Source organism: Nocardioides sp. J9 (assembly GCF_007829375.1).
Lineage (GTDB): Bacteria > Actinomycetota > Actinomycetes > Propionibacteriales > Nocardioidaceae > Nocardioides.
The window spans coordinates 1-12,523 of the sequence record NZ_VLJQ01000003.1 but is presented as its reverse complement, the minus strand read 5'-3'; the positions used below and the strand labels follow the sequence as shown (position 1 = coordinate 12,523).

Annotated in this window: 8 protein-coding genes; 5 read left to right on the top strand and 3 right to left on the bottom strand. The window is 72.3% G+C overall.

All coding sequences use genetic code 11. The annotated features are described in order from the left end of the window. Nucleotides 1–40: 40 nt before the first annotated feature. The 3 genes from acs to L615_RS01355 form a co-directional block, all read right to left on the bottom strand. Entirely contained in the window at nucleotides 41–2,041 is a 2,001-nt protein-coding gene (acs, locus tag L615_RS01365) for an acetate--CoA ligase (protein WP_145723855.1), read from the bottom strand. Between the two features lie 148 nt (nucleotides 2,042–2,189). Beyond that, nucleotides 2,190–3,830 carry a cation acetate symporter gene (locus L615_RS01360; protein WP_028656567.1) on the bottom strand — a complete coding sequence of 547 codons (1,641 nt, stop codon included), beginning with the start codon at nucleotides 3,828–3,830 and terminating at the stop codon, nucleotides 2,190–2,192. After that, a complete protein-coding gene (locus tag L615_RS01355) occupies nucleotides 3,830–4,198 on the bottom strand; it encodes a DUF485 domain-containing protein (protein ID WP_051486014.1) in 369 nt (122 codons plus the stop codon). Before L615_RS01355 ends, L615_RS01360 begins: the two co-directional genes overlap by 1 nt. Nucleotides 4,199–4,460: 262 nt before the next feature. On the opposite strand from L615_RS01355, the gene L615_RS01350 reads away from it, so the two are divergent. From L615_RS01350 to L615_RS01330, 5 genes are read left to right on the top strand one after another with little or no spacing between them, the layout of a single operon-like run. After that, nucleotides 4,461–5,939 carry an aspartate aminotransferase family protein gene (locus L615_RS01350; protein WP_315897765.1) on the top strand — a complete coding sequence of 493 codons (1,479 nt, stop codon included), beginning with the start codon at nucleotides 4,461–4,463 and terminating at the stop codon, nucleotides 5,937–5,939. Next, complete coding sequence (locus L615_RS01345; protein WP_145723854.1) at nucleotides 5,936–7,252, top strand: lysine N(6)-hydroxylase/L-ornithine N(5)-oxygenase family protein; 1,317 nt, start codon at nucleotides 5,936–5,938, stop codon at nucleotides 7,250–7,252. The genes L615_RS01350 and L615_RS01345 overlap by 4 nt, the downstream gene beginning before the upstream one ends. After that, nucleotides 7,249–9,654 (top strand): GNAT family N-acetyltransferase, encoded by a 2,406-nt coding sequence (locus L615_RS01340; protein WP_145723853.1) that lies wholly within the window; start codon nucleotides 7,249–7,251, stop codon nucleotides 9,652–9,654. The genes L615_RS01345 and L615_RS01340 overlap by 4 nt, the downstream gene beginning before the upstream one ends. Continuing rightward, entirely contained in the window at nucleotides 9,651–11,624 is a 1,974-nt protein-coding gene (locus tag L615_RS01335) for a penicillin acylase family protein (RefSeq protein WP_145723852.1), read from the top strand. Before L615_RS01340 ends, L615_RS01335 begins: the two co-directional genes overlap by 4 nt. Continuing rightward, a complete protein-coding gene (locus tag L615_RS01330) occupies nucleotides 11,621–12,154 on the top strand; it encodes a GNAT family N-acetyltransferase (protein ID WP_145723851.1) in 534 nt (177 codons plus the stop codon). The genes L615_RS01335 and L615_RS01330 overlap by 4 nt, the downstream gene beginning before the upstream one ends. The last annotated feature ends 369 nt before the right edge of the window (nucleotides 12,155–12,523 follow it).

Below are 12,523 nucleotides of genomic sequence, written 5' to 3'. Positions count from 1 at the left end.
GCTGGGCGCCTCGCACCTCAACCACCGACCGCGGTGGAGGTCAGTCCTCGGTCGAGGACGCCTGGCCGGCGGAGATGAGGTCCATGATCGAGGCGTCGGCGAGGGTGGTGGTGTCGCCGACGTTGCGGCCCTCGGCGACGTCGCGGAGCAGGCGGCGCATGATCTTGCCGGAGCGGGTCTTGGGCAGCTCGGGGACGATCATGATCTGCCGCGGCTTGGCGATCGGGCCGATCTCCTTGCGGACGTGGTCGGAGAGCTCCTTGACGATCTCCGGTCCGCCGTCCCCGGCCTCGTTGCGCAGGATGACGTACGCGACGACCGCCTGGCCGGTGTCGGGGTCCGAGGCGCCGACGACGGCGGACTCGGCGACCTTCGGGTGCGACACGAGGGCCGACTCGATCTCGGTGGTCGACAGCCGGTGGCCGGAGACGTTCATGACGTCGTCGACGCGGCCGAGGACCCAGATGTCGCCGTCGTCGTCCTTCTTGGCGCCGTCGCCGGCGAAGTAGTAGGCCCCGCGGTCGTTGGTTGCCTTGAAGCGGGACCAGTAGGTGTCGACGTAGCGCTGGTCGTCGCCCCAGATGGTGCGCAGCATGGAGGGCCACGGCGAGGTGACGACGAGGTAGCCGCCGGAGCCGTTCGGGACCGGCGTGCCCTCGTCGTCGACGACCTCGGCCTCGATGCCGGGGATCGCGGTCATCGCCGAGCCGGGCTTGCCGGCGGTGACGCCGGGCAGCGGGGAGATCATGATCGCGCCGGTCTCGGTCTGCCACCACGTGTCCACGACCGGGGTGCGGTCGCCGCCGATGACGTGTCGGTACCAGACGTAGGCCTCGGGGTTGATCGGCTCGCCGACCGAGCCGAGGATGCGCAGGCTGGAGAGGTCGAACTGGTCGGGGACCTCGTGGCCCTGCTTCATGAAGGAGCGGATCGCGGTGGGCGCGGTGTAGAAGATCGTGACCTTGTGGTCCTGGATGATCTTCCACCAGCGGCCCGGCTCGGGGGAGTCCGGCGTGCCCTCGTAGAGGACCTGGGTGGCGCCGTTGGCCAGCGGGCCGTAGACGATGTAGGAGTGGCCGGTGACCCAGCCGATGTCGGCGGTGCACCAGTAGACGTCGGTGTCGGCCTTGAGGTCGAAGACCGCGTGGTGGGTGTAGGCCGCACCGACGAGGTAGCCGCCGGTGGTGTGCAGGATGCCCTTGGGCTTGCCGGTGGTGCCGGAGGTGTACATGACGTAGAGCGGGTGCTCGGCGTCGAAGGCCTCGGGGGTGTGCTCGGTGGAGGCCGAGTCCACCACGTCGTGCCACCACACGTCGACGCTGTCGTCCCACGCGACCTCCTGGCCGGTACGACGGACCACGACGACCTTCTCGATCTTGTCGGTCTTGGTGCGCGCCTCGTCGACGGCAGGCTTGAGCGCGGAGGGCGCGCCGCGGCGGTAGCCGCCGTCGGCGGTGATGACGACCCTGGCCTCGCAGTCGTCGACGCGGGAGGCGAGGGCGTCGGCGGAGAAGCCGCCGAAGACCACGGTGTGCGGGGCACCGATGCGCGCACAGGCGAGCATCGCGACGATCGCCTCGGGGATCATCGGCATGTAGATCGCGACCCGGTCACCCGTGCCGACCCCGAGGGCGGTGAGCGCGTTCGCGGCCTGGGACACCTCGTCCTTGAGCTGGGCGTAGGTGATGTCGCGGGTGTCGTCGAGGGGTTCGCCGACCCAGTGGATGGCCACCTTGTCGCCGCGGCCGGCCTCGACGTGGCGGTCCACGCAGTTGTAGGCGGCGTTGAGGGTGCCCCCGGTGAACCACTTGGCGAAGGGGGCGTCGGACCAGTCGAGGACCTGGTCCCACGTGCTGGCCCAGGTCAGACGTTCGGCCTGGGTGGCCCAGAAGCCCTCACGGTCGGCCTTCGCAGCGTCGTACGCCTCTGCGGTGAGGTTCGCGTTCGCGGCGAGCTCGGCGGGCGGCTCGAAACGGCGGTCCTCCTTCAACAGGTTGGCGAGGGTCTGCTCCGTGGAGGAAGGGGCTGTCTGGTCGCTCACGGTTGTCTCCTGCTCGATCGGGGTGCCACTGGTCACATTAGGACCCACGGGAAGTGTGGTCACCAGGGGTTGCGTCCTGGTTGCGGCGGGGGGAGCGGGCGGGAGGCCGGGGCGGGCGCGACGCCCACCCCGGCCTCCCTGGCCCCCGTCAGTGCTGGACGGCCTGCTCGGCGCCCGCGCCGGTCAGCGCGCGGACCTCGAGCTCGGTGAACCGCTCCTCGGCGGCCGGCTCCTTCGACGTGACCGTCCCGAGCCAGCCGAAGAAGAAGCCCAGCGGGATCGACAGCAGGCCCGGGTTCTCCAGCGGGAACCAGTGGAAGTCGACCCCCAGCGGGAAGAGCGCCTTGCTGATGGTCTCGCCCTCGGCGTTGACGCCCGTCTTGCCCGACACGACGGGCGAGAAGAACACCAGCGTGATGGCCGAGAGCAGGCCGCCGTAGATGCTCCAGGTGGCGCCGCGGGTGTTGAAGCGCCGCCAGAACATGTTGTAGACGATCGACGGCAGGTTCGCCGACGCCGCGACCGCGAAGGCCAGCGCCACCAGGAACGCGATGTTGAGGTTGCGGGCCGGGATGGCCAGCAGGATCGCGACGATGCCCAGGCCGGCGGCGGCGTACCGCGTCACCCGGATCTCCTCCGCCTCGGTCGCCTGGCCCTTGCGGATGACGGAGTTGTAGATGTCGTGCGCCACCGACGTCGACGACGTCAGGGTGAGCCCGGCGACCACCGCGAGGATGGTCGCGAACGCGACCGCGGAGATCAGTGCGAGCAGGATCGCGCCCCCGGTCGACCCGGCGCCGCCACCGACCGCCTCCGCGAGGAGCGGGGAGGCGAGGTTGCCGTCGCTGGTGGCGACGTCGCTGCCGGCGCCCGTGTTCAGCAGGGCCGCGGCACCGAAGCCGAGGACCAGGGTGAACAGGTAGAAGACGCCGATCAGGCCGATCGCCCACAGCACCGACTTCCGCGCGTCGCGCGAGGTCGGCACCGTGTAGAAGCGGACCAGGATGTGCGGCAGCCCCGCGGTGCCGAGCACCAGGGCGATGCCGAGGCTGACGAAGTCGAGCTTGCTCGTGAGGTCGGCCCCGTACTTGAGGCCGGGCTCGAGGAAGCCCTCCTTGCCCGACGTCGACTGTGCCGCACCGAGCAGCTCGGAGAGGTTGAAGTCGAACTTCGCGAGGACCAGGACGACGATGAGCGCCGAGCCGGTCATCAGCAGGACCGCCTTGACGATCTGCACCCAGGTCGTGCCCTTCATGCCGCCGACCGTGACGTAGATGATCATCAGCGCGCCGACACCGGCGATGACCGCGCTGATGGCGAGGGTGTTGGACTTGTCGATGCCGAGCAGCAGCACCACGAGGCTGCCCGCGCCGACCATCTGGGCCAGCAGGTAGAAGATCGACACGACGACGGTGGACGTCGCGGCCGCCGTACGGACCGGGCGCTGCCGCATCCGGTAGGCCAGCTGGTCGGCCATCGTGAACTTGCCGGAGTTGCGCAGCATCTCGGCGACGAGCAGCAGCGCGACCAGCCACGCGACCAGGAAGCCGATCGAGTAGAGGAAGCCGTCGTAGCCGGCCAGCGCGATGGCACCGGAGATGCCGAGGAAGGACGCGGCCGACATGTAGTCACCGCCGATGGCGAGGCCGTTCTGGAAGCCGGAGAAGGACCGGCCGCCGGCGTAGAAGTCCGTGGCGCCACTGGTGTTGCGGCTCGCGCGGATGGTGACGAAGAGGGTGAGTGCGACGACCGCGAGGAAGAGCCCCGCGGTGAGGACCTGGTCGTTCATCAGTGACTGCTCCTGCCCTGGTTCGGCTTGCCGGCGAGGGAGATGAACCGCTCGTCGAGCTCGCGGGCCAGCGGGTCGAGGCGCTTGGTCGAGTAGCCGCTGTAGAGCCACGCGATGAGGAAGGTCGTCGCGAACTGCAGCAGGCCGAGGACCAGCGCGACGTTGATGTTGCCGATGACCTGGCCGCTCATGAAGTCACCGGCCCACATCGACAGCACGACGTAGGTCAGGTACCAGACCAGGAAGGCGACGGTCGCCGGGATGGCGAAGCCGCGGTAACGACGCTTCAGCTCGGCGAACTCCTGCGAGGCGTGCAGCTCGTCGTACACGGGATCGTGGCGGGCGGCCACGTCGGGCTCGGATGACACGGGTTCCTCCTGGGTCGTGCGGTGTGACCGCGGTCACGGCCGTCCTCGACGCTAGGAGCGGGGGCCGCCGGCACGGCAGGGGTGCGGTCCGGTGCTGCGGCGAGTGGGGACGGCTTGTCGGTGAACGGTCGGTCCGGCACGACGAACGGCGCGGGAGCGGGCCTGGCCCGGCCCCGGCTGTGACCCGAGGCACACGCCGGCGGGGTGACAAGGCGAGAGCGATCTGTTTAGGTAAGGCTTACCTATCTCGGAGGTAACTGCCTTGCGTGTCCCACCGCTCCCGCTGCACCACGTCTTCCACCCCGACAACGCCGACCACTATGCCGACGTCATCGGCAGCGGCCTCGACCACCTGCTCCGCCACCTCAAGGGCGTGGCCGGCCCGGCGACCGGGCGCCAGCCCGACGAGGCCGCAGCCCGCGTCGCTGCGGTCGACCTCGACCGGCCGCTCGACGGCATCGATGCCGTCCTCGGCGAGGTGTCCGAGCTCTGGCTCGACGACGCCGTCTGGTTCCACGAGAAGCGGTACGCCGCCCACCTGAACTGCCCGGTCGTCGTCCCGGCCCTGCTCGCGGAGCTCTTCGTCGCCTCGGTCAACAGCTCGCTCGACACCTTCGACCAGAGCGTCGGCGGCACCTTCATCGAGCGCCGGCTGGTCGAGTGGACGGCCGGGCGGATCGGCTTCGGTCCCGAGGCCGACGGCGTCTTCACCAGCGGCGGCAGCCAGTCCAACCTGCAGGGCCTGCTGCTGGCCCGTGGCCGGCATGAACGCGTGCCCGCCGAGCGGCTGCGCATCCTGGCCTCGGCCGAGAGCCACTTCTCGGTGCAGAAGTCCGCCCGCCTGCTCGGCCTGGGCGAGGAGTCCGTCGTCAGCGTGCCGACCGACGCGCGGCACCGAATGGACCCCGCGGCGCTCGAGCGCTCCCTCGCGGCCTGCACGGACCTCGGCCTCCGGCCCATGGCGGTCGTCGCGACGGCCGGCACCACCGACTTCGGTGCGATCGACCCGCTGCCAGAGGTCGCCGACCTCGCCCGTGCCTACGACGCCTGGCTGCACGTCGACGCGGCGTACGGCGGCGGCCTGCTGGTCTCGCCGACCCGGCGCGACCGGCTCGACGGCATCGACCGCGCCGACTCGGTGACGGTCGACTTCCACAAGACCTTCTTCCAGCCGGTGTCCTCCAGCGCCATCATCGTGCGCGACCGCGCCACCCTGCGCCCGGCCACCTGGCACGCCGACTACCTCAACCCGCGCGAGGCCACGACCCCCAACCAGGTCGACAAGAGCCTGCAGACCACCCGTCGGTTCGACGCCCTCAAGCTCTGGCTGACCCTGCGCACGATGGGTCCCGAGCTGGTGGGTCGGTACGTCGACGCGGTCATCGACCTCGCCACCGAGGTGCACCGCCGGGTCGTGGACCTGCCGGACCTCGAGTGCGCCGCGGCGCCGGAGCTGAGCACCCTGGTCCTCCGCTACCGGCCGGCGGGGCGCGAGCTCGACGACGCTGCGCTCGGCCGGCTCAACACCGCGATCCGCGCGGAGCTCTACGCCAGCGGCACCGCGATGGTCGCGGCGACGAAGGTCGACGGTGTTCAGTTCCTCAAGCTCACCCTGCTCAACCCGATGGCCACCGCCGACGACGTCGTGGGGATCATCGACACCGTCCGCGAGGTCGGGGAACGGCTCGCCGGCGAGCTCGMCCCSCCGGCGGTCGTGCCGGTGGCGGAGGTGGTCCGGTGAGGGCGCACGACTTCGTCGCGGTCGGCCTCGGCCCGTTCAACCTCGGCCTCGCCGCGCTCTCCGAGCCGCTGCGCTCCGGCGGCGAGCTGGACGGCGTCTTCCTCGAGGCCCGCGACCGCTTCGCCTGGCACCCCGGCATGCTGCTCGACGACGCGACGCTGCAGGTGCCCTTCCTCGCCGACCTGGTGACGATGGCGGATCCGACCTCGCGCTGGTCCTTCCTCAGCTACCTCAAGCAGCACGGCCACCTCTACCCGTTCTACATCCGCGAGAGCTTCTACCCGCTGCGCCGCGAGTACGACGACTACTGTCGGTGGGCCGCCGAGTCGCTGCCCGGCATCCGCTTCGGCGAGCAGGTCACCGACGTCGAGCACGACGGCACGGCGTACCTCGTGCACAGCGCGACCGGCGAGACCTTCCGTGCCCGGCGCCTGGTGCTGGGCGTCGGGACGTCGCCACGGGTGCCGGCCGCGCTGCAGGGCGTGCTCGACGCGGAGGGACCGGCGGTCGTGACCCACTCCGCCGACTACCTCGCGCACCGCGAGGCGCTGCAGCGGCAGGAGCGGATCACCGTCGTCGGCAGCGGGCAGAGCGCCGCGGAGGTCTACCACGACCTGCTGTCCGCGGCCCCGGACCACGGCTACGAGCTGGTGTGGCTGACGCGCAGCCCGCGCTTCTTCCCGATGGAGTACACCAAGCTCACCCTCGAGATGACCTCGCCCGAGTACGGCGCCTACCACCGCGCGCTGCCGATGGAGGTCCGCGACCGGCTGGCTCGCGAGCAGCGCCACCTCTTCAAGGGGATCAGTGGCGACCTGGTCGACGCCATCTCCGACCTGCACTACCAGCAGCGGGTGACCGGTGACGGTCCGCGCACGACGCTGCTCACCCACACCGAGGTGCGGGGCGCCCGGGTGCTGCCAGACGAGGGCGGGGTCGTGCTGGACCTCCTGCACGCCGAGACCGGCGAGGAATTCGCCCTCTGCACCGGGGGTCTGGTGCTCGCCACCGGCTACGGCCCGACCGAGCCGGCGTTCCTGCAGGGCGTCGAGGACCGGGTCCGGCGCGACGCGCGCGGACGGTACGACGTCGCCGAGGACTACTCGGTCGACGTGGCCGGCGGCGAGATCTTCGTGCAGAACGCCGAGGAGCACACCCACTCGCTGCTCGCGCCGGACCTCGGCATGGGGCCCTTCCGCAACTCCGTGATCCTCGCGTCGATGCTGGGCCGCGAGGCCTACCCCGTCGAGAAGCGGATCGCCGTGCAGACCTTCGGGGTGCCCGACCACCTGAGGACGGAGGCCGCCCGATGAGCCGCTCCCTGCTCGCCCGGACCACCATCGAGCCGCTCGATGTCGATCGTGACGCCGCGCTGCTGCACGCGTGGGTCACCCACCCGCGCTCGGCCTTCTGGATGATGCAGGACGCGTCGCTGGACGAGGTGCGTGCGGAGTACGCCGCCATCGCCGCGAACCCGCACCACCACGCGTTCCTGGGCCGGGTCGACGGCCGGCCGGTGTTCCTGGCCGAGACCTACGACCCGCGCCACGCCCCCGGCATGGCCGACCTGCCCGAGCTCGAGGACGGCGACCTGGGCATGCACGTGCTCGTCGCGCCGCCCGAGGGCAGTCCGGTCCCCGGACTCACCACCGCGGTCTTCGACGCCGTGATGTCCTTCTGCTTCGCCGACCCCGCCGTGCGCCGCGTGGTCGTCGAGCCCGACGTCCGCAACCAGCCGATCCGCGCCAAGAACCTCGCCGCCGGCTTCACCGAGCTGCGCGAGGTCGCCCTGCCCGGCAAGACCGCCATGCTCTCCGTCTGCCCCCGCGCGGACTGGAGTGCTCCCGACCTCTCCGTCAACCCGGTCCCGCCTCCTCCACAGCCCGCTGCGGTAGTCCCTGACGAAAAGCACCGGGACACGCCGCAGGACGGTGCTTTTCGTCAGGGACCACCGTCCGCGGACCACCTGACGCCCGAGCTGATGGGCCGGGCGCAGCGCCACCTGGTCGCCAAGGCGCTCGCCGAGTTCAGCCACGAGCGGATGATCGCGCCGGTGCGGGTGCCGGCCGCCGACGGCACTGTGGGGGATCGGTGGCGGGTCGCGACCGACCGGTCGTCGTACACCTTCACGGCGCGGGTGAAGAAGCTCGAGCACTGGGTCGTCGACCCCGCGTCGATCGAGCGACGGGTGGACGGCGTCGTGGTCGACCCGGACGCGCAGGACCTCGTCGCCGAGCTGGCGCCCGACCTCGGCATCCCGGACGCGCTGCTGCCGACCTACCTCGAGGAGGTCGCCTCCACCCTCGCCTCGACCGCGTGGAAGCTGCGCCACCGGGCGGTCCCGGTCGCAGAGCTGGTGGACGCGGGCTACCAGGAGATCGAGTCCGCGATGACCGAGGGCCACCCGGCGTTCGTCGCCAACAACGGGCGCATCGGCTTCGGCCTCGACGACTACACGGCCTACGCGCCCGAGACCGGTGCGGCCGTGCGCCTGCACTGGGTCGCTGCCCGGCGCTCGCTCGCCCGCCTGTCGCTGGGGTCGGGGCAGACCGAGCAGGGGCTGTACGACGGCGAGCTCTCCCCGCCCGCGCGCGAGCGCTTCCGGCGGCGGCTGCGCGACCTCGGCCTCGCGCCGGACGACTACCTCCTCCTGCCCGTGCACCCGTGGCAGTGGCGCAACAAGCTGGCCATCACCTTCGCCCCCGACGTCGCGCGCCGCGACCTCGTGCACCTCGGCGAGGGCGACGACGACCACCGGGCGCAGCAGTCGATCCGCACGTTCTTCAACGCCAGCCGCCCCGAGCGGCACTACGTGAAGACCGCGCTCGCGATCCAGAACATGGGCTTCGTGCGTGGCCTGTCGCCGCGCTACATGGAGGCGACGCCGGCGATCAACGACTGGGTCGCCTCCGTCGTGCACGGCGACGCCGAGCTGCAGGACTGCGGCTTCGAGGTGCTGCGCGAGCTGGCGGCGATCGGCTACACGGGCGATGCCTTCCACCGGCTGGCCGAGCCGTCGCCGTACCGGAAGATGATCGCGGCGCTGTGGCGCGAGAGCCCCGTCCCGCGCACGCCGGCGGGCGAGCGGCTCACGACGATGGCCGCGCTGCTGCACCGCGACGCCCACGGTGACGCGCTGGTGACCGCGTGGATCAAGGCCTCCCCGGTCGACGCGCAGTCGTGGGTGCGGTCGTACCTGCGGGCCTACCTGCGCCCGCTCGTGCACTGCCTCCTCGCCTACGACCTCGCGTTCATGCCGCACGGGGAGAACCTGCTGCTGCGGCTGCGCGACCACGTCCCGGTCGGTGCGTTCATGAAGGACATCGGCGAGGAGGTCGCGGTGATGGGCGACCTGCCGCTGCCGCCCGAGGTGGAGCGGGTCCGCGGCGACTTCCCCGACGACGTCAAGGCGCTCGCGGTGCACACCGACGTCTTCGACGGCGTGCTGCGCCACGTGGCGGCGGTCCTCGACGAGGACGGGGTGCTGCCCGAGGACGAGTTCTGGGCGATCGCCCGGGCCACCATCGAGGAGCACGCCGCCGACCACCGCGAGCTCGCGGAGGCGGCGGCGCGCTACGACCTGCTGCGCCCGCGGTTCCGGCACAGCTGCCTCAACCGGCTGCAGCTGCGCAACACGCTGCAGATGGTGGACCTCGCCGACCAGGCGGAGTCGCTGATCTTCGCCGGGACGCTGGCCAACCCCGTGGCACCGTGATCACCCGCGACGCGTGGGGGATCCCGCACGTCACCGGAGGCTCGGTGCTCGAGGTCGCCCACGAGCAGGGCCGGGCGACGGCGCAGGACCGGGCCTGGCAGCTCGAGGTCGAGCGCCGGCGGTCCGAGGGGACCTGCGCCGAGGTCTTCGGGGCCACGGCGCTGGAGTGGGACCTGCTGGCTCGCCGGGTCCAGCTCGTCGACCTCGCCCGCCGCGCGTACGACGCGCTCGAGCCGGCCAGCCGGGCGTTCGTGGACGCGTACGTCGATGGTGCGAACGACGTCCTCGACCGACCGTGGCGCCCGTGGACGCCGCTCGGTGTCTTCGCCGTGCAGCACCTGCTCTTCTCCCGCTTCCCGAGCAAGCTCTGGCAGCACCACGTGGCGAGCGTCCTCGGCGACCGTGCCGCGGAGGCGCTCGAGCTGCTGCGCACCGAGGGCCTGCCCGGTGGCAGCAACGCGGTCGCCGCCGACGGCGCACTGACCGCATCCGGCCTGCCGATCGTCGCCGGCGACCCGCACCGGGTCATCGAGGCTCCCGGTTGCTACGCCCAGGTGCGGCTCACCTGCACCGACCCCGACGACGCGTTCGACGTCGCCGGACTGACCTTCGTCGGCGTCCCGGGCGTGCAGCACTTCGGCCACGCCGGCGACGTCGCGTGGGGCGTCACGAACGCCGTCGCCGACGACGAGGACATCTGTGCCGAGGAGCTCCAGCGGCACCGCGGTGCCGTCGTCGCGCGCGGACGCGGGGGCTGGGAGCCGGTGGTGCGACGGGTCGAGCTGGTGCGCGTGCGCACCGGAGACGACACCTGGGACGCCCAGCCGGTCGAGGTGCTGGTGACCTCGCGCGGCCCGGTCGTCACCGGCGGGCCCGGCCAGCCGGACACGTTCAGCCTGCGCACACCGGCCGGCGTGCTAGACGACCTCGGGTTCGACGCCCTGCTGCCCCTGCTGCGGTCGAGGAGTGCTGCGGACGTGACCACCGCCTTCGACCGCTGGGTGAGCCCGGTCGACAACCTGCTGGTCGCGGACACCTCGGGCCACGTCGAGCACCGCGTCGTGGGCAGGGTGCCGCTGCGCGCCGACGGTGGCTGGACCGGGTGGGTCGAGGACCAGCCGCGCCGGACCGGCCCGCTGCTGGTGAGCGCCAACGACCGCGCCACGGCCGGGTTCTCCCGGATCGGCGACGACTTCGCCGCCCCGCACCGCGCCCACCGACTGGCAGAGGTGGTCGCGGACCTGGCGGCGTCCGCTCCGCTGACGCCGGAAGCGCTGGGTGCTGCGCTGGCCGACGACCGGCAGGTCGCGGGCGAGGCACTGCTGTCCCTCGCGGCCCGCCTGGCCGACCTGTCGCCCGCCGCCACGGCGCTGCGCGACCGGTTGCTCGCCTGGGACCGGCGGATGGCGACGGACAGCGTGGAGGCCGCCCTCTTCGCCTCCGTGCGGGCCGGTGTGGTGGAGGCGTTCGCGACCGCGCCGGCGCTGGCCGGCGTCGACTCGTCGCCCTTCGGCGAGCTCTACGCACCGTGGTTCGACCTGCGCGGCCGGCTGCGGATCGCGCTGCCGGCGTTGCTGGCTGCGGAGAAGCCGTTCGGCGTCGACCCGCTGCAGGCGCTCGCCGCCGCGCTGGAGGAGGTCGCGGTCCAGCCGGACCCCGCGCCGTGGGGTGACGCGCACGTCGTCGTACCGCTGACGCCGGAGCAGCAGCTCGGCCTTCCCGCCCCCGACGGCCACGCACCACCCTGGCCGGCGGTCGCGGGCGACGACGACTGCGTGCTGGCGACCCGCGCCCTCGGCGGCACCGGCGCCTGCGTGCACGGCCCGGTCGCCCGCTGGGTCTGGGACCTCGCCGGCGACTCTCGCTGGGTGGTCCCGCTCGGCGCCTCCGGCGACCCCGCCTCCCCGCACCACCACGACCAGCAGGCGGCCTGGGCCGCCGGCCGCACGATCCCCCTGGAGGACCGATGACCGTCACCATCCGCCCGGTCGACCCGGCCACCGACGCCGACCTGCTCACCTCGTGGGTGACCGCCGACCGCGCGTCGTTCTGGGGCATGCAGGGGATGGACCGGGACGAGGTGGCCGAGGTCTACGGCTACATCGCGGAGCAGGAGCACCTCGCGGCGTACCTCCTCGTCCTCGACGACACCCCCGTCGGCGTCCTGCAGACCTACGACCCCGCGGTCGACGAGATCGGCGCCTTCTACGACCGTCGCCCCGGCGACGTCGGCGTCCACCTCTTCCTCGCCGACGACGAGCACCGCGCCGGCCGTACCGGCGAGGTCATCGCCGCCGGCCTCGACCTCGTCGCCCACCTCCCCGGCTGCACCCGTCTCGTCTTCGAGCCCGACGCCCGCAACGCCTCGTCCGTCGCCCTGCTGGAGCGCCTGGGTGCCGAGCGCGGCCCGCTCGTCGAGCTCAGGACGAGCATCAGCGAGAAGCCGGCGCAGTTCTTCTTCCTCGACCGGGACCGGGCGCTCGCGATCGCGCGGGGGTGAGGGGTTTCCTCCGGTGGGTGGGGTCCGTCTGGCGGCAAGCCGTGGGTTCGCTTCGCCTGGGTCTGCGAGGTGGGCCGTGGTGGGCACAGTCCGGTGCGCAGGGCCACTGGTTTCGAGGCTCGGCGCCGGGGCGCCYCGCACCYCAACCAGCGGCGGATGGCTGGGCCGTGGGTGGTCGGGTCCGCGTGGCGGCAAGACTCGAGGTTCGCCCCGCCTGGCTCCCGGTGGTTGAGGTGCGACGAGCGCCAGCGAGGAGCCTCGAAACCYCCGGGCCTGCGAGGCGGGCTCTGCGTGGTTGGGGCCGGTGGACCGGGGCCAGGGGTTTCGAGGCTCGGCGCTGGGGCGCCTCGCACCTCAGCCAGCGGCGGA